This window comes from Pseudofrankia saprophytica, from assembly GCF_000235425.2.
Lineage (GTDB): Bacteria > Actinomycetota > Actinomycetes > Frankiales > Frankiaceae > Pseudofrankia > Pseudofrankia saprophytica.
In genome coordinates this window covers 641082-662132 of the sequence record NZ_KI912266.1, presented here as the reverse complement: position 1 = coordinate 662132, position 21051 = coordinate 641082, and the positions used below count along the sequence as shown (strand labels likewise).

17 protein-coding genes and 1 tRNA gene are annotated in these 21051 nt (G+C 73.5%); 6 read left to right on the top strand and 12 right to left on the bottom strand.

Going from position 1 to position 21051, the window contains the following annotated elements:
- Positions 1-101: 101 nt before the first annotated feature.
- The 3 genes from FRCN3DRAFT_RS0202950 to FRCN3DRAFT_RS42340 all read right to left on the bottom strand — a co-directional run bounded on the left by FRCN3DRAFT_RS0202950 (position 102) and on the right by FRCN3DRAFT_RS42340 (position 5924).
- Positions 102-386: a hypothetical protein gene (locus FRCN3DRAFT_RS0202950; protein WP_007516762.1), complete on the bottom strand. Its 285-nt coding sequence runs from the start codon at positions 384-386 to the stop codon at positions 102-104.
- 84 nt (positions 387-470) lie between these two features.
- Positions 471-740, bottom strand: coding sequence for a hypothetical protein (locus tag FRCN3DRAFT_RS0202940; RefSeq protein ID WP_007516764.1), 270 nt, complete (start codon positions 738-740; stop codon positions 471-473).
- 12 nt (positions 741-752) lie between these two features.
- Positions 753-5924 (bottom strand): FtsK/SpoIIIE domain-containing protein, encoded by a 5172-nt coding sequence (locus tag FRCN3DRAFT_RS42340; protein WP_007516766.1) that lies wholly within the window; start codon positions 5922-5924, stop codon positions 753-755.
- Between the two features lie 157 nt (positions 5925-6081).
- Here FRCN3DRAFT_RS42340 and FRCN3DRAFT_RS0202930 point away from each other — a divergent pair.
- The 3 genes from FRCN3DRAFT_RS0202930 (at position 6082) to FRCN3DRAFT_RS42335 (ending at position 7322) form a co-directional block, all read left to right on the top strand.
- Positions 6082-6171: transfer RNA gene (locus tag FRCN3DRAFT_RS0202930), tRNA-Ser, on the top strand.
- 343 nt (positions 6172-6514) lie between these two features.
- Entirely contained in the window at positions 6515-6883 is a 369-nt protein-coding gene (locus FRCN3DRAFT_RS0202925; protein WP_007516768.1) for a hypothetical protein, read from the top strand.
- Between the two features lie 238 nt (positions 6884-7121).
- Complete coding sequence (locus FRCN3DRAFT_RS42335; protein ID WP_007516770.1) at positions 7122-7322, top strand: hypothetical protein; 201 nt, start codon at positions 7122-7124, stop codon at positions 7320-7322.
- 184 nt (positions 7323-7506) lie between these two features.
- On the opposite strand, the gene FRCN3DRAFT_RS0202915 is transcribed toward FRCN3DRAFT_RS42335, so the two are convergent.
- The 3 genes from FRCN3DRAFT_RS0202915 to FRCN3DRAFT_RS0202905 are packed head-to-tail and all read right to left on the bottom strand — an operon-like array spanning position 7507 to position 8803.
- On the bottom strand, positions 7507-7950 hold the full coding sequence (locus FRCN3DRAFT_RS0202915) for an SRPBCC family protein (RefSeq protein WP_007516772.1): 444 nt from the start codon (positions 7948-7950) through the stop codon (positions 7507-7509).
- Positions 7951-8009: 59 nt separating this feature from the next.
- A complete protein-coding gene (locus FRCN3DRAFT_RS0202910) occupies positions 8010-8342 on the bottom strand; it encodes an ArsR/SmtB family transcription factor (protein WP_007516773.1) in 333 nt (110 codons plus the stop codon).
- On the bottom strand, positions 8339-8803 hold the full coding sequence (locus tag FRCN3DRAFT_RS0202905) for an SRPBCC domain-containing protein (RefSeq protein ID WP_007516774.1): 465 nt from the start codon (positions 8801-8803) through the stop codon (positions 8339-8341). The genes FRCN3DRAFT_RS0202910 and FRCN3DRAFT_RS0202905 overlap by 4 nt, the downstream gene beginning before the upstream one ends.
- Before the next feature lie 343 nt (positions 8804-9146).
- Here FRCN3DRAFT_RS0202905 and FRCN3DRAFT_RS54750 point away from each other — a divergent pair, with 343 nt between their 5' ends.
- The gene (locus FRCN3DRAFT_RS54750) at positions 9147-9287 is read left to right on the top strand and encodes a hypothetical protein (protein ID WP_007516777.1); all 141 of its coding nucleotides are present in this window, start codon (positions 9147-9149) and stop codon (positions 9285-9287) included.
- A 70-nt stretch (positions 9288-9357) separates the two neighbouring features.
- On the opposite strand, the gene FRCN3DRAFT_RS0202895 is transcribed toward FRCN3DRAFT_RS54750, so the two are convergent.
- The 6 genes from FRCN3DRAFT_RS0202895 to FRCN3DRAFT_RS0202870 form a co-directional block, all read right to left on the bottom strand.
- Positions 9358-10047, bottom strand: coding sequence for a response regulator (locus FRCN3DRAFT_RS0202895; RefSeq protein ID WP_007516779.1), 690 nt, complete (start codon positions 10045-10047; stop codon positions 9358-9360).
- Positions 10040-11500, bottom strand: a complete 1461-nt coding sequence (locus FRCN3DRAFT_RS0202890) for a sensor histidine kinase (protein ID WP_007516780.1) — start codon at positions 11498-11500, stop codon at positions 10040-10042. Before FRCN3DRAFT_RS0202890 ends, FRCN3DRAFT_RS0202895 begins: the two co-directional genes overlap by 8 nt.
- An 88-nt stretch (positions 11501-11588) precedes the next feature.
- On the bottom strand, positions 11589-12335 hold the full coding sequence (locus FRCN3DRAFT_RS0202885; RefSeq protein WP_007516781.1) for an ABC transporter permease: 747 nt from the start codon (positions 12333-12335) through the stop codon (positions 11589-11591).
- Positions 12335-13339 (bottom strand): ABC transporter ATP-binding protein, encoded by a 1005-nt coding sequence (locus tag FRCN3DRAFT_RS0202880; protein ID WP_007516783.1) that lies wholly within the window; start codon positions 13337-13339, stop codon positions 12335-12337. Before FRCN3DRAFT_RS0202880 ends, FRCN3DRAFT_RS0202885 begins: the two co-directional genes overlap by 1 nt.
- A 198-nt stretch (positions 13340-13537) precedes the next feature.
- The gene (locus FRCN3DRAFT_RS0202875) at positions 13538-14212 is read right to left on the bottom strand and encodes a Uma2 family endonuclease (RefSeq protein WP_232793897.1); all 675 of its coding nucleotides are present in this window, start codon (positions 14210-14212) and stop codon (positions 13538-13540) included.
- A gap of 92 nt (positions 14213-14304) precedes the next feature.
- Positions 14305-15537, bottom strand: a complete 1233-nt coding sequence (locus FRCN3DRAFT_RS0202870; RefSeq protein WP_035924255.1) for an ABC transporter substrate-binding protein — start codon at positions 15535-15537, stop codon at positions 14305-14307.
- A gap of 61 nt (positions 15538-15598) precedes the next feature.
- Here FRCN3DRAFT_RS0202870 and FRCN3DRAFT_RS42330 point away from each other — a divergent pair, with 61 nt between their 5' ends.
- Together FRCN3DRAFT_RS42330 and FRCN3DRAFT_RS0202860 are read left to right on the top strand one after the other, a co-directional pair.
- A complete protein-coding gene (locus tag FRCN3DRAFT_RS42330; RefSeq protein ID WP_084174206.1) occupies positions 15599-17767 on the top strand; it encodes an ABC transporter permease in 2169 nt (722 codons plus the stop codon).
- Positions 17764-19659, top strand: coding sequence for an ATP-binding cassette domain-containing protein (locus FRCN3DRAFT_RS0202860; protein ID WP_007514459.1), 1896 nt, complete (start codon positions 17764-17766; stop codon positions 19657-19659). The genes FRCN3DRAFT_RS42330 and FRCN3DRAFT_RS0202860 overlap by 4 nt, the downstream gene beginning before the upstream one ends.
- The last annotated feature ends 1392 nt before the right edge of the window (positions 19660-21051 follow it).

Here is a 21051-nt window from a genome sequence, read left to right as displayed (position 1 = left end):
GGCGGGCTGGTGTGGCTGCCCGGTGCTATCGGCCGGATGTGCCAACACCTGTCGGGCCCCTGCCCGGCCAGCCGGCGCGAAAGACCCGATTGGTGGGGAGGCTAGCCGGCGCTCTGGATGTCGTCCTGAATCTCGCCAAGCCGGGTGCGCAGCCGGCCGAGCTGTGCGTGCAGGTCGGTGAGCGCCCGCTCATAGGACGGCCAGACGGTCGAACGGAAGTCGGTGGCCGTGCGACCGTCCCAGTTGTCCGGGTCGGTGAGCACGTTCGCGTGCCGACGCAGGTCGTCGAACTTTCTCAGCAGCGGTCCGTTGACGAGGGCACCGAGCCCGGCGACCGCGGTGACGGCCTCCGGCGTGCCGCGGACGGTCCCATCCGAGGCGGACATGGGTATCTCCTTGGGCGTCGAGTCCTTGAACGTGGAGTCCTCGAACGTCGAGCGGGACGGCGTCGAGGGCTGGCCGGCGTAGCTTCAGGCGCCCGCGTCGGCGATCCGGCGGTTGATCTCCGCTATGGATCTCGCGAGCTCGTCGAGGTTGGTCCGCAGGTTCGTCAGGGTGGTCTCCACCTCCGGCCACACCTGCGTGCGGAAGGACTGGGCCTTGGGGCCCTCCCAGTTCTTCGGGTCGGCCAGCACGCCGCCGTGACGGCTCAGGTCGGTCGTGATCGTGGCAAGGCCGGGCAGCTCGTCGCCGAGGCCGCGGGCCGCGGCCTGCGCCGCCGGGGTCGTCACCGTTCTCATGAGGCGGCTCCTTCACCGTTCGCGGGGAAAGGGGATCCAGGCGCCCGCGTCTCGGTAGACGTCGAGGGCGGGTGGCGGGGCGAGCGTAGGTGATCGAGGGCGGTACGTCATTCGGGGGTGAGACCCCCCGATCTGGGCATCCCCGGCTCCGGCCCCGACCGGGACCTGGACCTGGATGGGTGCTGGCAGGCCGCGCCGGAAGTACAGCCCCCGCCCCGGGGGACGGGCGCCTCCGGCCGCGCGGGACAGCCGCCGGCCGAACAACTCGCCGTCCGCCGGTCCGCCGGGCCAGAGCAGCAGTCCGGATCCGGAGCGGCGCAGGTCCACCAGGAATCCGCGGAACTGGCCGAGTAGATCCTCGGTGGTCCCGGCTGCGACCAGCGCGGACCCGGTGTCGCGCGCCCGGCGCAGGAAATCGGCGAGCCAGCCGGCCAGCGGCATGTCGGCGAGCAGCTCCGCGTCGTCGACCATCACCGCCACGGCCCGCGCGTCGTCGCGCCGGCCGGCGGCCGGCAGCAGCCGAGCCACCTCGTCGGCATCGGCGGCGGCGTCGGCCCCCAGCGAGCCGAGCACGCCCGGCGCGCCGGCCAGTCCGCGCAGCGGCGAGGGCCGGGGCGTGATCAGGACCAGCCGGGTTCCGCCGGCGAGCAGGGTCGTCGCCAGGGTGACCAACGCGGTGCTGCGCCCGGAGCGCGCGGGCCCGGCGACCGTGAAGCCAGGGCCGTCCGCGGCCAGGTCCACGATCAGCGGACCCAGCTCGTCGCCACCGACCCCGACCAGACCCAGCAGCGGCACTGGAGGTGGCGGTGGCGTTGCCGGTGCCGTGGCCGTGGCCGCCCACGGTGCCGCCGTTCCAGCCCCTCCGGGCGCCTCCGCGAGACCCCGCCGCGCCGGTGTCGGTGTCTCCGGCGCACCGCCACGTCCCAGCGCCGGCCATGGCGACCCCGGGAGCGCTGCCGCCTCGGCCAGCGTGATCCGGGACGGCAGGGGGTCGATCCGCATCGGCCGGCGCTGGTCGGTGCGCGGACCGGTCGCCGGGCCGGGCGGCACGCCATCCCGCGCGGCCGCCCACCCGCCGAGCCGGGCGAGCGCGGCCACCTGCGCCCTGCCGGCCGGATCGGGGGCGAGCAGCGCGACCTGGGTCTCGACCGCCGGGGCCGCACCAGGTGGCCGAGACCCAGGTGGCCCAGGGTCTCCGCCGGCGCCTCCCAGGGCGTTCTCGACGGCGTCGCCGAGCCGGAACCCGCGTCCCGGCGTCACGCCGTCCGGCACGGCTGAGCTCGCCAGGCCAACCAGGGGATAGTCGCCCCGGTCGGCGAGGCGCAGCACCAGCCGGTTCTCGATCGCGGACGCGACCCGGCCGGTCAGCCCGCGCCGGTCGGCGGTGACCAGCACCCGCAGGCCGACCGCCGGGCCTTCGCGTAACAGTCGCGACAGCTCGTCGACGAGCCGTCCGCCGTCGACGTTCTCGAAGGCGGTCAGGAAGCCCTCGAACCTGTCGAGCAACAGCACCAGATAGGGCAGCGCGGCCGCCGGCTCGGCCGCGCGCTGCTCGCCCAGGTCGGCGTAGCCACGGCTGGCGAACGCCTCCTGCCGGCCGGCGACCTCCGCGCGCAGCCGGGCGAACAGCCGTTCCACCCGCTCGGGCGCGTCCGCGCTGACCACGGCGCCGGTGTGCGGCAGCGCGGTGAGAGCCAGCAGCGCGTTGTTGCCGCAGTCGAGACCGAACAGATGAGCGTCGCGGGACGACACGGTGGCCGCGAGCGCGCCCGCGAACGTCCGCAGCACGGTCGACCGGCCGGATCGCGCTGACCCGACGACCAGCAGGTGACCGTGCCCGTCGAGGTCGACCAGGTAGGGACGCTGGTCCTGGTCGTCCGGCAGGTCCGACAGCCCGACCGGGACCGGTGCCAGCCGCGCGTGCTCACCGCCAGCGGCGCCGCGGACGGCGCTACGGGCGGCGCTCGGGTCGGCCGGTGTGCGTGCCGCGTCGGCGAGTAGGTCGCCCAACGTGACCACCGGCGGCAGCGGCGGCAGCCATGGGCCAGGCTGCCGGGGGACACCGGTCAGCTCGGCCGCGGCGCGCACCGCGTCGACGAGCAGCCGCAGGTCGCTGGCGGCGCCGTCGTCCGCCGCCTCCGTCGGCCGGCGGGGAAGCGGCCCGCCCAGCGCCGCCCATGGCAGCTCGACCACCCACGGCGCCCGCGCGGCCCCGCCCGCGGCGCCGCCCCCGCCGCCACCCGCGCCTCCATCCGTCGCTGGGCCCGGCGACGTCGGCCGGCCGCCGACGCGGCCGGTCTGGAACGCCACCAGCGACGCGTGCCCGAGCCGCGCGAATGCCCGTCCCGGTGTCGACCGGCCGATCCGGGCGGCGTTCGGCGCGTCGAGCACGTCGGCGCTTTCGCCGGCGTCGGTCATCCGCAGGCCGATCCGCAGGTTCGTGTTCGCCCTGATCTCCGGGGAGACCACGCCGGCGGGCCGCTGGGTGGCGAGCAGCAGGTGAATGCCCAGCGACCGGCCGCGCTGCGCGAGGTTCACCAGACCGGCGACGAACTCCGGCAGCTCCCTCGCCAGCGAGGCGAACTCGTCGATCACGATCACCAGCCGCGGTAGCCGTGGCGGCGCGGGTAGCCGTGGTAGCTCGGGTGGCCGTGGTAGCTCGGGTGGCCGTGGTAGATCGGGCAGCCACGGCAACTCGGGGATCCGGCCGGCGGCGCCGGAGATACCTGGACGGGCAGAAGCACTCGGACGGGAAAGACCGGTCAGGCGGTCATAGTCCTCGAGGTCCTTCGCGCCGGCGGCGGCGAGCAGGTGCTCGCGTCGGCGAAGTTCCGCGTTCAGGGAGGTGAGTGCCCGGGCGACCAGGTGGCTGTCCAGGTCGGTGACGAGTCCCACGCAGTGCGGAAGGTCGATGCAGTCGGCGAAAGCGCTTCCGCCTTTGTAATCGACGAGCACGAACGTAAGCGCGTCCGGCCGGTTCGCCACGGCGAGCGACGCGACGATCGACTGCAGCAGCTCCGACTTTCCCGACCCGGTCGTGCCGGCGATCAGCCCGTGCGGCCCATCCCGCCGCAGGTCCAGCGTGAACGGCCCGCCGTGCCCCACCCCGACCGTGAAGGAGGTGTCCCCGCCGGGCGCTGCCGCCCAGCGGGCGGCGACCGCGGCCGGCGTCGGGGGATCGAGGGCGAGGACGTCGAGCAGCCGCGCCGCCGCGGGCAGCGTCGACTCGTCCCGATCGCCGCCGACGTCGCGCAGCGCGGCGAGCCCGCGGGCCAGCCGCTCGCACCAGGCCGCCGCGCCACCCGTGACGACCGACTCATCGAGCGTCTGGCCGGACGGGTCCAGCGTCGCCGCGGTCGCGACCAGGTCCGGCCGGGCGTCGTCGACGACGACCCCACTCGCCTGGCTGACGCGCAGGCCGCTCGGGACCTGCTCCGCCACCGCCTGGCACTCGGCGGGCAGCAGCCGGACGTCGCGGTCCAGGCAGATCGAATACACCCCGACCGCCGGCCCGTCGCGCAGCACCGACACCATGCCGGGCAACCCGCGCAGCGCCCGCGCCCCGTCGAGGATCACGAGCACGTCCGGCTCACCGGGGAGCGCGCCTGACGGCCCCCGCAGTCCAACGGGGGTGCCGCCGTGGGAGCCGGGGGCACCGGGGCGGCCACCCCGATCCGCGGTCCGTGCGGCGACCAGCTGGGCCAGCTCCCCGATCCGGCGCGCCCTGCTGACCTCGTCCAGGCCGACCCGGAGGGCGGCCTCCTGGCCGTCAGTCTCAGCCGACGGGCGGGCATGCGGCAGCCAGCGAGCCCACTCCCAGGCCGACGCGCCGTCCGACCAGGTCAGCAGGTAGACGACCAGGTCCAGCGGGCTGTGCAGGACGGCGGCCTGGGCGAGCAGCCAGCAGCCGACCACCCGCGGCAGCTCGCCACGGCCGGCGACACCGAGCACGCCGTGCTCCGCGAGCGCCACGGTGACCGGGACGTCCGGCACGGTCCGGCTCCACCCCTGTAGCTGGCGCCCGTCATGCCGTCGCTGATCGGCGGGGTCCTCGACCGTCAGGTCGCTCGGCAGGTCGGCGGTGCCGAGCCGCAGCCGCAGGTAGTCCGGATCGCCACGGCGGCGTTCCCACAGCCGTCGCCGCGGCCCGACCGCGGTGAGCAGCACCTGGGCCGGGTCCGGTGCGCCCAGGCGCCGCTCGGCGCACTCGCGCGCCAGCGCCGCGTGGATCTCGCGTTCCGTCTCGGCCAGCCGGCGCCGGTGCTCGGCGAGGTCGCGGCGATGGGCCCGGCGGGCCAGCCGGCCGCCGCTCAGGTGCGAGGCGACCATGCCCAGCGGTGCCAGCAGCGCGAGCAGCAGCAGGTAGTAGATGTGCAGGGCGAACGCCATCGCGCCCGCGCCCACCGCCGGCAGCAGCGCCCCGAGGATCGGCATCGGGCGGCGTTCGGGTCGCGCGGGCGCGGGCGGCAGCCGGAAGCGGACGTCGGGCCGCGGCGGGGACATCCGGGGCGGCCGGTTCACGTCGCGCCGGTGGCCGTCCTCGGCCGGCCGGGTCGCCAGATCCTGCGGCCCGGCGACCGCCACGGTCAACAACACCGCCCCCACCGCCAACATCGGCGCGGGCCGCAACGGCGCGGCATCGTCGCGCTCGGCGACGAGCGGCAGAGGAAGCAGCCGTCCGGCCGCCGGCAACGGCTCCCCGTCGAGGAGCACCTCGTCGAACCCGTCGCCCGCCCCCGCCGGGACGACGGCGCACGAACCATCCGCCCCGACGATGAGCTCCAGCGCGACGTCCGCGACCGTCGGGTCATCGAGCGGCACGGCGCAGTCCGGCCCGGTGCCGATCAGAAACCGGCCCGGCCCGAGCCGGTGCACCACGCCGGCACCCGGTCCGCCGACGACCCGCGCCTCCACCAGCCCGACCGGCTCGCCCACGGCGGGGCACCCCGCCGCCGACCCCAGGCCGACCACGACCCCGTCGACCAGCGGCGACTCCCGCAGATCGAGCCGTCCGTCCACCGTGCGCCCGTCGACGAACACGACGGGCGCACGGTCCGCCCCGGCGCGGAGGCGGCCGGCGAGCGCCCGCCCCACCTCTCGGACAGGTGTCTCCTCGTCCGCCTCCACCATGACGTCCGTGCTGACCCCGCGAACCGGATCGGCAACGCTCAGTACCACTCGCATGCCGCGCAAGGTACGTCCAGGACCACCGCGAACCCCACCAGACCGGACCTCCCGCCCCGACTCGGACGCTTGACAGATCCGCCTCGCGCGACGGCACCCGCCGCCCGGCCGGCCGCCACACCCCTCGGTCGAGCCGCTATGATTGGCGAGCACGCTGGGAGGCTTCGCCTAGTCCGGTCTATGGCGCCGCACTGCTAATGCGGTTTGGGTCTACAACCCATCCGGGGTTCAAATCCCCGAGCCTCCGCCCTTGATCAGGGGTCTGACCTGCTGGTTCACTCGCGAGAGTGGATCTTCGGGTCGGGCCCCTGAGTCGTCTCCAAGATCTAAAACTGGCTGTGGATGGCCCAAGGATGACCCCAACAGGAATGATGTTGATTCGGGCAAGGTCGGCGAGGTCGGCTTCGCCTCCTGAGGGATCCCGGGCGTCCGGTCAGACCTCAGGGTCACGAAACGGTGCTGGCCGTGCCCCTGACGCCTGACACGACGCTCCGCCCTACTCGGCCGAGGTGGTGACATGGGAACGCCGCCATCGGCAGCCCTGTGACGCCGCGGCAGGTTCCGCGCCCGTATCCACCAGTGAGGACATCGTGACCGAGGCAAACGATCGGCTGGTCGAGGGCATCGCGCTGATCACCGCCGCTGCGTCCCATGACTTGACGCAGATGTCCGCGGAGATCCGCCGGGCGATCATCCTCGCCGCCGGCCTGCCGGAGCCGTCCAGCGACGTGGACAATGGCGGTCCGGATGACGGCCAGTCGGCCCTACGACTGTTGCGCGACCTGGCCGCGAGCAATCCCGACGCGCTTGCCGAGGCTACCGGGAAGATCATCGAAGAGTCCGCGATACGTATCGCCGCGGTCGCCTACCTTGCCGCCACGCTGAATGGCGAAGGGCGGCCCAGTCTGGAAAACATCGCGCTGATCCTTGCCGCCCAGGCAGAGGACGACGAGCAGTGACGACCATCCACACCGCAGATCCGGCGACCGCCCGCGGCGTTGCCGCTGCGATGCTGGCCGTGGGGACTGCGCGGAACCGCAAGCTCTCTTCCGTCGCCCTCGACTACGGCTATGCCGAAGACGAGGGCCGCAGGACTGGGAGATCCGGAACGCCGGCAAGGGCCGCAACGGCGACAGCACCTACACGATCCGCCGCGCCGCCGACCCGCTGTTCGTCGGTTTCGACGGTGAGCCGGACGTGTTCGAGCGGGTCCGGCCGCTTCCGGAGCCCCGGGAATGGCGGATCACCGAGGGCCCGCTGCCCGGCACGTTCACCATCGGCGTCGTCGACAACGACCTGACCCTCGGCCTGCACCCGGCGCTCGTCTTCCCGCCGATGGTCGCCCTCTCGCCCATCTTCGACGAGGACCGCGGCTGGGCCCTGCAGCCCGCCCGCTGACCCGACACCCGACCCGATGCGCGCCCCCACCTGGCTCTGACGGCCGGGCGGGGGCGCTGCCATCTGGGGATGGACCGGATGCCATCGGCGGACTCGTCGGCGCCACCAAGTCACCAGGTCACTGGATTCCTGATTCCCGGTGTGACCCGTTCGAAGATGACGACCAGGGCGACGCGGCTTTCGGTCAGTGCCAGTCGCTGATCTGCACGTCGCGGGGCGCCGGTTCGCCGGTTCCCGTTTCCAGGAACGCCTTCAGGCTCATCAGGAACGTCGCCCACTTGGTGCTGCAGTGGTACATGAACTCCACGGGCTCACGCCATCCCTGGTGAGCGAACAGGATGATCGTGAATTCGCCCGCGGTCCGCAGTTCCCAGCTGACCTGGGTGCCGACCCACTCGTCCGGGCCGTCGATGACCTCCCAGAGGACGCGCTCGGCCGGCTGGGTCTCGAGAACCTTCATGTCGAAACCGCCGGCGGCCCCGAAGCGGAATTTGAGAACGCCGCCGGCCTCGCCGTCCCCGTGCGTGTCCTCGGTCCACCAACCCGCCAGGTCCTCCCGCGTCGTCAGCGCACGGAAAACGGCTTCGCGGGATGCTACGACCCCCACGCGGTGCAGAATGTCCGCCATTGTTCTCTCCTCTTCCCGATCCGGTTCTCCGCCCGGCCGCGGTCGCGGCCGGGGCGCGTTCAACTGTTCTTCTGGATGGCTTCGGCGATCTGCTTGATCCGCCGCAGCCGGGCATCCCAGGCGTTGCCGACGGCGTTCAGCTGTGCCACGGCGCGCGCGAGCTGGGCCTCGTCGACGCGGTAGCGCTTCTCTCGCCCGGCCGGCGTCGCCTGGACCAGGCCGACGCGATCGAGGACGCCGAGGTGTTTGGCCACCGCCTGCCGGGTCACCGGCAGCTGCTCGCTGAGCGAGGTGGCGGTCCCGGCGTCGGTGGTCAACAGCAGGTCGAGCAGACGCCTGCGGGTCGGATCCCCGATCGCCGACCACAGGTCGTCGTTGATCGCGAGCGTCATCGCGCCGAGACCAGGCGTTCGGCGCACGCCCCGATGCGGGGAACGTAGGTGCCCCAGCCGGCGACGTGGTCGTTGTACTGCTGCTCCAGGACCGCGATCTCCCAGCCCTGCTCCCGGAACCCGGTCTCGGTGAGCCGGAGCAGCGTGCCCGAGCCGGATGGAACGAGTTCGAAGGTGACCAGCAGCGAGTTGCCGTCGACCGCCTTTTCTCCCGCCGGATGCGTCCAGCGGAAGGTGAACAACCGTGGCGGCTCGGCGACCAGCACGGTCATGGGGACGACCTGGGCTCGGGGGTTGTCGCCGTCGGCCCACGCCAGTTCCCCCGTTGCGCCGGGGATCGGCTGGACGTCGGATTCGGCGTACCACCAGTCCCGGACGTGCTCGGGCTGGCTGATCACTTCGAACACCACCTCGGGCGGGGCGTCGACGTGGATCTCGCGCTCGATGCTCGCGTACTCCATGGGGTCTCCCGGCTATCGCAACCATTGGTTGCTAGTCAGGCTATCGCCGCTTCCGCGGAAGTGCAACCATCGGTTGCTATAGCTGGGGACCGTCGCCGTCCAGGTTGGGGGGACCTGGGTGATCATGAGGGTGGCTCCGGCCCCGCGAGTTCAACGCGGACCAAGCGCGCGCGGGGCCGCGTCGACGGCGGGACCGGCTGCGGGAGACTCGGCACTGACCGCAACTCCGAGACTTACCCTGATCGGCTTGCCTAAAATCCACCCAAACTGGTGGCGTAGCGGGCGACTCGCCAGGGAACACACCAATCCCCTGGGTCGGAACTTCCGGAGGAGGATCCCCGTCATGGCTCACTACGTTTGCCCCGGCTGCAAGACCAGGTCCGACAAGGTGGCGACACGCGCCGAGGCCGCTCAGCTGTTGGAGATCCACCGCCAGTACTTCTGCACCGTGGCAAAGATGGTGCAGGGGCTCAGGCGCCGCTGATCCCAGGGCGGCGCCCGGCCGCCGGTTCGGACCGCCGCCCGCCGGTCCGCCCGCGGGTCCTCCCCAGCGCTCAGCCCGGGCGGCGGGTGGGCAGCAGTCCCCTGCCGAACGCCTCGGCGACGGCGGCCGCCCGGTCGTTCACGTCCAGCTTGGCGTAGATGTGTAGCAGGTGGGTCTTCACCGTCGCCTCGCTGATGAACAGCTTCCGGGCGACCTCCCGGTTCGTGGCGCCGCGGGCCACGATCGCCAGGATCTCCAGCTCGCGGGTGCTCAGGGGGTCGCGGGTCGGCGCCGGCGCGGCGCGCATCTGGCCGAGCAGCCTGGTCGCGACCGACGGTGAGAGCACCGCCTCGCCTCGGGCGGCCGCGCGCACGGCGCGGATCAGGTCGTCGCGAGGCGCGTCCTTGAGCAGGTAGCCGGTGGCACCCGCCTCGATCGCCGGGACCACGTCGCTGTCGGTGTCATACGTCGTCAGGACCAGCACCCGGGCCTCGCTGCCCGCGTCGCGCAGCGCGGTGATCGCGCTGACCCCGTCGAGCCGCGGCATCCGCAGGTCCATGAGCACCACGTCCGGTCGCAGCGCCCCGGCGAGCCGGACGGCGGCGGCGCCGTCACCGGCCTCGCCGACCACCTCGATCGACGGGGTGTCGGCGAACATGCCGCGCAACCCGTCGCGCACCACGGGGTGGTCGTCGACGAGCAGCACCCGCACCGGGTGGTCGCCCTGCTCCTCGCGGCCGGGAGGAGACGGCTCAGGCATCGACGGCCCACGCGGTTGTCTCGACCATCCCGGCTCCCACGATCTCGGCTCCTACCGTCTCGGCTCCCAGCGTCTCGGCGTCGCCGCGCGGCGCGGGGATCGCCGGAAGTGCCGCGGACACCGCGGTGCCCGCGCCCGGCTCCGACTCGACGCTGAAGCCGCCGGCAAGCCGGGCGACCCGTTGGCGCATCGCAGCCAGCCCGAACCCGCCGCCACGCGTGTCCCCACCGCCCTCGGCCTGGCCGGGGCCGGCCTCGTCGGTGTCGAAGCCGACGCCGTCGTCGCGGATGTCGACGGTCACCACGTCGGACATGTAGGACAGCGTGAGCCCCACCCGGTTGGCGGCCGCGTGCTTGGCGACGTTGGCCAGCGACTCCTGGACTACCCGCAGCACCGTCGCCTCCACCTCCGGGTGCAGCGCGACGACCAGCCCGGTGGCCGACACCTCGACCGGCACCCCGTTCGCCTGCGTCCACCGGGCCGCGACGTCTGCCAGCGCGTCGGGCAGCGCAGCCTCGGCGAGCTCGGCGGGGCGCAGCGCCTGCACCGACCGGCGAGCCTCGGTCAGGCTTTCGCGGGCCAGCCGCAGCGCGGTTGATATGTGTCGCCCGCGTGCCCCGGCCTGCTCGGCGGCCTGCAGCTGGGTGATGATCCCGGTCAGTCCCTGCGCCAGGGTGTCGTGGATCTCCCGGGCAAGCCGGGCCCGTTCGTCCAGGATGCCGGCCTCTCGGGCCTGGACCACGAGCTGAGCGTGCAGGCCGGCGTTCTCGGTCAGCGCGGCCTGCAGCCGTCGGTTGGCGTCGCCGAGCTCCGCGATCGCGCGTCCGCGAGCCTCCCTCTGCTCGTTGGCGACGACGGCGAACCAGGTCATGGTGCCGGCCACGCCGACGTTGAAGATGACGACGACCAGGTAGAGCACGAGGTAGCCCCAGGTCGTCGGCACCCCGCCGACCTGCGACGTCGCCGCGATCAGGGCGGTCACCGCCGCGCCGGCCAGCCGCCACCACCCGACCAGCAACGCGGTCGACTCCAGGTAGCCCGTGAAGGCGAAGAAACCGAACCAGGGCGACCTGACGACCAGAACCGCGATCAACGCCAGCAGGACGACCAGGTAGCCGGTCATCAGCCGTCGCCTGCTGACCCAGGCCGGATGCGCGGTACGGAACCACACCATCCAGGCCGCGGCGACGGCGGACAGGCCGAGATCCACCGCCCGGTGCGACCAGCCTGCCTGGAGCGGCACCAGGCAGGTCAGCAGGGCCGAGACGACCAGCCCGACATACGGGATGATCCGGTAGGCGCGCAGCTCCCGTGACTCCCAGGGCTCGGTGAGGACGCCCAGGCCAGCCGGAGCCTCCCGCGGGACGGGCGCGCCGGGCGGACCGGGCACTGTCGACCCGTCCGACGGGCCGGTCGGGGCGGACGAGCCGGTCGAGCCGGTCGAGCCGGACATGTGACACCTCTTTCCCGATTCCGATCTTCCGGGCTGGCACCCGTCTCCCGAATTCACGCCGATCGGGGACAACAGCCCCGACAGGTTCTCACGTCCAGCGGAACCAGCGGGCCGCGCCGATACCGCACAGCACGATGTAGGCGGCCATCACCCCGACGTGCGCCGCGCTCGGCCACGACCCGGACATCGAGTCCTGCAACGCGCCGACGGCCGCTCCGAGAGGGGTCGCGTCCCCGATGCGCACGAGCAGGTGCGGCATCGCCTCTCGGGGCACCCACAGCCCGGCGAAGAACATCAGCGGGTAGAAAAGCCCGACCCCGATGCCGTTCGCGACCCCGCCGCTCGGCGCCACGGACGCGATCAGCAGGCCGAGCGCGATGAGGGTCGCGATCGTCAGCAGGAGCGCCAGCACGTAGCCGACGGGCTGTTCCGGCGCGGGCACGTGGAACGCGGCCGCGCCGACCACGTGGAGCAGCGCCGCGACGACGACCGCGATGACCGCGATCACGGCACCCTGCGCCGCCAGCAGCAGCGCGGGGCTCGCCGGCGTGGTCGCGAGCCGCTTGAGCACCCCCTTCTCCCGGTACCTCGCCAGGGTCCCCGGCGTCAGGCTCAGCCCCAGCAGCGCGACGACCATGACGATCGTGATCGGGAGGTAGAGGTCGATGACCCGCGCTCCGTCGAGATCGGCGCTGGGCTCGCGGAAGGACGGGACGCAGCCGAGGATCACGACGAGCACGACAGGCAGGCCGACGCCGAACAGCGTCGTGCCGGGGTCGCGCAGCGCCAGTCGTGCCTCGCTGCGCGTCAGCGCTCCGAACGCCATCCGGGACATCAGGACCTCCTCGTTTCGTCGTCGGCGGTGCTTCCCTCGACCTGCGCCTGCGCCTGGGGCGTGGTCTCGCCCGCGCCCGTGGGTTCCGGGGCCGGCGACCTGGTCAGCGACAGGTAGGCGTCGTCCAGCGTGGCCTGCTCGATGCGCAGGTCCTGGGCGACGATCTGGTGGCGGGCGAGCACGGCGACCACGGCGTGCACCAGCTCGCCCTTGCCGGTCACCCGGACGGTCGGCCCGGCGTGGGTCACCGTGGCGACCTCGGGAATGGCGGTGAGGAGGGCGTCGTCGATCGCCGCGGACGGCCGGAACCGGATCGTTGACGTGCCCTCGGCGGCGCGGACCAGCCCGGCCGGGGTGTCGAGGGCGACGACCCGGCCGGCGTCGAGCACCGCGACCCGGTCGCAGAGCCGCTCGGCCTCCTCGAGCAGATGCGTGACGAGCAGGATCGTCACGCCGCGTTCGCGGATCCGCTCGACGAGGTCCCACACGTCGCGCCGGCCGTGCGGGTCGACGCCCGTGGTCAGCTCGTCGAGCACCGCTATCCGCGGGTCGCCGACCAGCGCGAGCGCGAGCGAGAGGCGTTGGCGCTGCCCGCCGGACAGCTTGCCGAACCGGGTCCGGCGCACCTCGGTGAGGCCGAGCTCGTCGCGCAGCGCGGCGGTGTCGACCGGGGCGTCGTAGAACGCGGCCTGCAGCGCCAGCGCCTCGTCGACGGTCATCCGCGCGGGCAGTTCGCTCTCCTGCAGCTGGACGCCGAGCTGGGGCGTGAGCGTCCGCCGGTCCGCCCACGGGTCCAGCCCGAGGACGCGGACCGTGCCCCCGTCCTGCCTGCGCAGCCCTTCGATGATCTCTACCGTCGTCGTCTTGCCGGCGCCGTTGGGCCCGAGGACGCCGAAGATCTCACCCTGCCGCACGCTGAACGACACTCCGCGCAGCACCTCGCGGTCGCCGTAACGCTTCTCGAGGCCGTCTACCTCGATCGTGGTGGAGCCTGAACCAGCCATGGCTCAAACCCTGCCGCCATCGGCCCCCGTTGTGGATCAACCGTCCGGCCGTCATCGGCCGCGGGCCGGTTGATAGGCCCATCAACCAATCAGTCGATGGCACGTCGCGTTCCAGCGCCAGCCTCCCGGGCGCCGGGCGCCGGGCGCCGGCGCTCGCGCTGCGTGAGAGGTGCCGGGGGTCGGGTGCTGGGTGCGGCGCTAGGACAGCTGGGTCAGATTGATCGTCACCGGGAACGGGGTGGTGACGTGCACCAGCCCGCTCTGGATGGCGTGCTCCTGGTAGACCTGCGACGCGGGGTCGAGGTCGTAGGCGCAGGCGACGGGAACCCCGGTGGCCGACCACTCGATCCGCCAGTAGTGGCCGATGCCGGCCTGGGCGTAACGGTGCACGCCGACGATCCGGCCGGTCGCCAGGGAGTTGCTAGAGACCAGCTCGACGACGCACAGCACCTGGTCCGCGTGCATTGGGGCGGCGTCGAGCGCGTCGGCGCGGTAGACGACGACATCCGGGCGGCGGACCGTCAGCGGCGCCTCGGTCAGCCGTATCTCGACGGCGACGTCCGCGTTCCACTCGGACCCGCCGGCGGCGTCCAGGGCGTTCGCGATGAGCCGCGCCGCTCTTCGGCGCCGGGCTGACGGGACGGCGGTCGCGACGGCTCGGCCGTCAGCGATCTCGACGTCGGCACGGTGGTCCTCCGGCCAGCGGTCGTACTGGCGCGGCGTGACCTTCTCGGCGGCGATGGTTCCGTCCTCCCTGGTCAGCAGCCAGCCTAACGCGACGAAAAGGCAACCGCAGCCAGACGATTCATCGGCCGGGTGCGCGCCGAACGACTCGGCGGCCTGGCCCACCAGGGCCAGGCCGCCGAGGGACAAGCGGGTACGGGTTCGTTCGGGCGAAGGCCCGCGGGCTCGGGTGTCAGGCCGAAGGGCGCGGGCTGGGGTCGGGCTGGGGTCGGGCTCGGGTGTCAGCTGACGAGGTCGACGAGCTTGCGGCCGTCTATCCAGTTCCCGGTGAGGTCGGTGAAGCCGTTGCCGTTCCAGGTGAGCAGGCGCACGGCGGAGTTGCAGATCGACGGCAGGATCACGATCTGCTTGCCGTCGCAGGTGAACGGGTGCGCCATGACGTTCGGGTACTCCGTGGTCGCCCGCAGCGTGGTGGTCAGCGCCGCCGGCGTCGGGTCCGGCAGGGTCTCGAGCAGGTTGCGGACCACCAGCACCGCCGAGAACGAGCCCTCCGAACCGGACGTCCGCTGCTCGGCCGGCACCCGCTTGGCGAACGCAGCCGCGGCGGCGTCCTTGTCCCCGTCGGTCGCCGGCACGTAGCCGGAGGCGAACACCAGGTTGTCGGTGTGCCCGCCGGCCGCCCTGGCGACGGCGGGGCTCGCGCAGGAACCGATCAGGTACATCGGTGTCTTGATGTTGAGCGCGCTCGCCGCCTGGACGATGCGGGCGCAGGCCTGCGCCTGGAACACGACGACGATCGCGTCGGGGTTGCCCTTGGCCGCGTTGCTGAGCGCCGGGGCGAAGTCGGCGGCGTCAGCCTTCTCCGACGTGAGTGTGACGTCCGTCACACCCTTTTTGTTCAGAATCCGCTTCGAGTAGTCGATCGCGATGGAGAGCAGCCCGGACAGGTCGACGTACAGCGCGTGCACGCTGTGGACCTTCTTCACCGACGTGAGGTAGTCGGTGATGCCGAGCAGCTCGGCCGCGGTGCCGCCGGTCAGCGAGAACGAGTTCGTCGAGTTGAGCTCCCCGTTGAGCTGCGGTGAGCCGCTCACGTACGGGATGCCGGCGTTCTTGTAGACGTCCATCGCCGCCTCGGCGCCGACGTCGATCCCGCCTACGACGGCGACCGGGTGCTGCGAGACGAGCTTGTTCGCGCAGTCCTGCGACGACTCGGGCGAGCCGTTCGTCGCGCAGGTCACCAGCTTGATCGGCCGGCCCTTGACCCCGTTCAGGTCCGAGTTCGCGTACGCGGCGGCCGCCTGCGCGGCGATCCGGGTCTCCGGGAACGAGCCGACCGCGCTGTTCTCCTGGGTCACGTAGCCGAGCAGCAGGGGTGCCCCGGTCGGCTGGGCCGCGGGCGTGCCGTTCGTCCCGCCGTCCGACGAACCCCCTCCGCGTTCGCTCGTACACCCGGCGAGAACCATCACCAGCGCTACGCAGCCAGCCGCGAGAACACGCGCAAAACGGATCACGCCCAGGAAGCTACACTCCCGTCGGCAGCCGGGCGCGGTCGAGTCGAGCTTGGGGACTGGTGTGTCCACGTATCTAGCCGCGTTGGTTCTCGGGCTTGGCACCGGGGCCGTGTACGCAGCACTCGGGCTCGGTCTTGTGCTGACCTATCGGGCATCTGGCGTGGTCAACGTCGCGCATGGTGCCTTCGCCATGTACGCGACGTACCAGTACGCCGAGCTGCGTGAGGTCGGCGACATCGTCTTTCCCATCGTCGGCGTGCCACCACGAATTCATCTGACCGACCACCCGTCATTCACCCTCGCGTTCACCGTCTCGCTGGCGCTCGCCGGGCTGTTCGGGCTCATCGCTTATCTGCTGGTGTTCCGGCCATTGCGCTCCGCGCCGCCGATGACCGCCGTCGTGGCCGCCGTCGGGCTGATGATCGCGCTGCAGGCGGTGGCCGTGATCCAGTTCGTCTCCGGGTCGTCGGGTACGGACAGCCGGTTCCTCGATCCGGTGCTGACCCAGAAGCCCGTCAAGGTGTTCGGCACGACGGTCCCCAGCGACCGGCTGCTGCTCGCCGCGCTCGCGGTCGCCGCCGGGCTGGTGCTGTGGGCGGTCTCCCGCTGGACCCGGTTCGGGCTCGCCACCCGGGCCGTAGCCGCCGACGCGGACACGGTGGCGCTGTGGGGCTACCGCACCGAGCTGATCGCCGCCGCGAACTGGGTGGTGGCCGCGGTGCTGGCGGCGGCGGCCGGCATCCTGATCGCGCCGGTCTCGGCCCTCAACCCGACGACGTACTCGCTGTTCGTCGTGCCCGCGCTCGCGGCGGCGCTGCTCGGTGGCCTGTCGTCGTTCGGCGCGACCGTGGCGGGCGCGCTCGCGCTCGGCATGGCCCAGTCGGCGCTGCTGCAGGTCCAGCGGGACGTGAGCTGGCTCGACCAGCCGGGCCTGCGCGCGCTGCTGCCGCTGCTGCTGCTCATCGGGGTCGCCGTCTCGCGCGGGCAGCTGGTGCCGGGCCGGGTCTCGGCCGCCGCGGCCACCGCCCGGCTGCCACCGGTCAGCCCGCCGATCGGCGCGCGCCGGTCGGCGCTCACGCTGCTCGTCGGCGTCGCCGTCGGGGTCGGCGCGCTGTTCCTCCTGCAGGGCACCTACCGGCTCGGCCTGGAGCGCAGCCTCGCCGGCGCGGTCGTCTGCCTGTCGTTCGTCGTCCTGGTCGGCTACGTCGGCCAGCTCTCGCTCGCGCAGATGTCGATCGCCGGCGTCGCCGGCTTCCTGCTCGCCCGCCTGCAGCGCAGCCTGCACATCCCGTTCCCGGTCGCGCCGCTGCTCGCCACGGCGGTGGCCGCCGCCGTCGGCCTGCTGCTGGGATTCGTCGCCCGCCGGGTACGCGGCATCGACCTCGCGGTGATCACGCTTGCCGCCGGCGTCGCGATCCAGGAGGCGGTGTTCGCCAACCCACTCATCACGGGTGGGCTCGCCGGTTCCAAGGTGCCGGCGCCGAAGGTGTTCGGCCTTGACTTCGGTGTCGCCGGTCGGGGCTTCCCCCGCGTGCAGTACGGGCTGCTGTCGCTGGTCGTGCTGGCCGCCTGCTGCTACGGCGTCGTCCGGCTGCGCGGCTCCCGGTTCGGGCGGCAGATGCTCGCCGTCCGGGCCAACGAGCGCGCCGCGTCGGCGGCCGGCGTCGACGTCCGGCGCACCAAGGTCCTCGCCTTCGGGATCTCGGCCGGGATCGCCGGCCTGGGGGGCTGCCTCATCGGCTACGGCCAGGGCACACTCTCCTTTGACTCGTTCGGCGTCACCGCGTCGCTGTTCTTCCTGGCCGTCGTCGCGGTCGGCGGGGTGACGACGGTGTCCGGCGCGCTGGCCGCCGGGCTGCTGGTGCCGGGCGGGCTGCTGTTCACCGCGCTCGACGACGTGGCCGGCCTGGGCACCTACCAGTCGCTGATCTGCGGGCTCGCCGTCGTGGTGTTCGCGGTGCTGCGGCCCGCGGGGCTCGCCTACCGGCGCCCGGCGACGCCCGCTGTCGCCGGTGCGCACCGGGCCGGCCGCGGCGGCGCCCGGTCGGGCGGGGCGCGCGGCGGCCCCGCCCCGCGGAGACCGGGCAGCTGGACGGGTCCATTGAGACGACCGGACCCGCCGGCCGGCGCGGTCCCCGCGGTCCCCGCGGGGGAGCCGAGTGCGCCGGGCGATCGGCGGCCCGGGACCGGTGTGACCGGTGGGGCGACGCCGGAGGGAGACGCCCGATGAGCGGATCGCTGCCGAACATGGGCGCGCTGGTGGCACCCGAGCGCGGGCTCGCCGTCGATGGCCTGACCGTCCGGTACGGGCGTGTGACCGTCGTCGACGACGTGTCGTTCGTCGTGCCGGCCGGCACGATCATCGGCCTGATCGGCCCGAACGGCGCCGGCAAGACCACCCTGATCGATGCGATCACCGGCTTCGTGCCTGGATCCGACACCGACGGGTCGATACTGCTCGACGGCGCCCGGATCGAGTCGCTGCCGCCGCACGAGCGGTTCCGGCGCGGCCTGGCCCGCACGTTCCAGTCGTTGGAGCTGTTCGAGGACCTGTCCGTCTCCGAGAACCTGGCCGTCGCCGGCGGTGCCGCCGCGGGCGGACCGACCTCCTCGGCCGCGTCCTCACAGCTGGCGTCCGCGGTCTCCGCCACCGTCGGCCCGGCCACGACCGGGCCGATCACCATCGGCCCGGCCACCGGGCCGCTGGCCATCGGCGCGGCGATCACCGACGGGATCGCCCGGGCGGGGCGCGGCGGGGTCGAGCTCGCCGCCGTGGCCAACCGCCTGCCGGACACGTTGACCCACGACGAGCGCGCGGCGCTCGCGTTCGGCCGGGCACTCGCCGGCAGGCCGCGAGCGGTGCTGCTCGACGAGCCGGCCGCCGGCCTCGACGCGCCGGGACGAGCGACCCTGTCCACCCGCCTGCGCGCGCTCGCCGCCGCCGGCATAGGTGTGCTACTCATCGACCACGACGTCGAGCTCGTCTTCTCCGTCTGCGACGAGGTGGTCGTGCTCGACGGCGGGCGGGTGGTCGCCCAGGGCCCGCCCGAGCGGGTCCGGGTGCACCCCGCCGTGCGGACCGCCTACCTCGGCACCGGGTCGGACGGCGCGGACACGCCCGCCCCGCCGCGGCCCCGCCAGCCGGCGGCCAGCGGTGACACCACGCCCGCCAGGCCAGGCTCGGCCGCGGCGCGGGCGCTGCCGCCCGTGCTGCTGGACGTCGACCGGGTCGTCGGGCGCTACGGCGGGCGGCGACGCGGCGTGCTCGCGATCGCGGGCGGCGCTGCCCCTGCCGGGGCACCAGTGGTGCGCGACGTCTCGCTCACCGTCAGCCCCGGGGAGATCGTCGCGCTGCTCGGCCCGAACGGGGCCGGCAAGACGACGCTCATCCGCATGATCTCCGGGTTGCTGCCCCCGGTCGCCGGCACGGTGACCCTGCTTGGCGCGCCCACCCGGCGCGCGGCTCCCGACAAACTCGCCAGGCGAGGCCTCGCCGTCGTGCCGCAGGGACACGGCTCGGTCCCGACCCTGACCGTCCGGGAGAACCTGCGGCTGGCCGTCCGCCATCCCGCGCCGCGCGGCGCCGCCGGGGCGGGCTGGCCCGTCCCCGACGCCGCGGCCGGCCCCGCCAAGGGCACTGGCGCTTCGGCCGGCGTCGGCCCCTCCGACGGCGAGCGCACCCGCTCCGCCGATGCCACCCCGTCTATCGGCGCCCAGCGGGCCGGGGATCGGATCGCGGCCGTTCTCGACCTGTTCCCGGCGTTGCGCGCGCTGCTCGGCCGGCCGGCCGGCGCGCTCTCGGGCGGCGAGCGCCAGCAGCTCGCGCTCGCCCTCGCGCTGGTCCGCCGGCCCGCGCTGCTGCTGGTCGACGAGTTCTCCTTCGGCCTGGCGCCCGGCATCGTGCCGCCGCTGCTCGCGGCGCTGCGCCGGGTCGCGGACGAGACGGGCCTGGGGGTGCTGCTCGTCGAGCAGCACGTCTCGCTCGCGCTGCGGGTCGCCGACCGGGCCTACGTCCTGGACCGCGGCCGCATCGCCCTCCATGAGGACGCCGCTCACCTGGCCGCCCACCCCGAGCTCATCGAGGAGAGCTACTTCGGCGGCACCGCCCAACCGACCGGCTGAGGGCTGACCGGCCGCCGGCTGGCCCGTTCCCGCTCCGGACGTGCGATGAGTTCAGTCGTGGCGAACAGTCTCATGGAGGCGGGTGCGCCGGCGGGCCGCGCCGACATCCGGTGCGAAGCGGTTGTCGACAACGCCCTTGGCGCCGATGTCGGCTTTCTACCGCCCCAGCGAGTTCCCCGGGTTGCGGTCCGGGCCGCTGTTGGGCGCCTGGCCAGGTCCACCGCCGGCTCCGTTGCGGGATCCATCGTCGGAGGGTCCCCCCACGCTGGCGGGCTGGCTGGGTTTGCCCTGATCCGGTCCGCCGTCCGGCCTGCCGGGTGCGCCGGCGTTGGGGCTGCCCGGAGACTGCGCAGGTCCGCCGCCCGGCTGGCTGGGTTTGCCTGGGGCGGCGTTTTCGGGTGCCTGGCTGGGTTTGCCTGGGGCGGCGTTTTCGGGTGCCTGGCTGGGTTTGCCTGGGGCGGCGTTTTCGGGTGCCTGGCTGGGTTTGCCTGGGGCGGCGTTTTCGGGTGCCTGGCTGGGTTTGCCCGGGGCGGGGTTTTCGGGTGCCCGACTGGGCTTACCCCCGCCAGAATTCTCGGGCGCGTGGCCAGGCTTACCCGCATCGGGCTTCTCCGGTGACTTGCCGGGGGTGCCAGGCAGCTCGCTGGGCTTGCCGGCCGGGTGGCCTGGGCTGTCGCTGTCGCTGTCGCTGCCGTGCTTGCGTGGCGTCGCGGATGGGGCCGGGGGCGATGTGGGTTCCGGCTGCTGGCCGGCCAGCCCGGCGCAGGAGGTGCTCACGTACTGCGGGCCACCGGCGGCGGCGATCGGGGAGGGACCACCCCTGGCGGTGCCGTCATACGCGCTGCAGACCGGGCCCCCCAGGGGGGTGGCTGGTGTGCCAGCGCCTGGACCGTACCCGGGAGGCATTCCCGGTCCGCCGGTGGCGGCTAAGGCGTTCGGTTCCGGCGACCGGACGGGCGGGGTGCTGGTCGCATGGGTTCCGTCGCCGCCGAACGGGGCCGGTACGGCGCCGGTCGCCGCCGCGACACCGCCAATGGCGGCGAGCGAGATGGCGGCCGCGGTCTTGACCGCGACCAGCCTGCGCACGACGGATGTGCGCGATGGCACGGCCGCGCGGGACAGCGGCACGACCGCGCGGCGGGATCCCCGGAAGGCGAGCACCGCGGCGCTCTCGCCGGCAAGCTCGCCGGGCGGAGCCGGGGCGGCCAGGCCACCGAGCGCGTCCGCCCGGAACGTGTCCAGGGACCCGATGATCCGTGGCCACATCCTGGCCGCCGCCGCCGTTATCTCGGCGTCGTCGGCGTCATCGGCGGAGAGGGCTCGCAGGTCACGCAACAACCTGGGGTGGACGTTCCGATAAAAATTCCTGAACGCATCCTCGTCCCCCTCCCT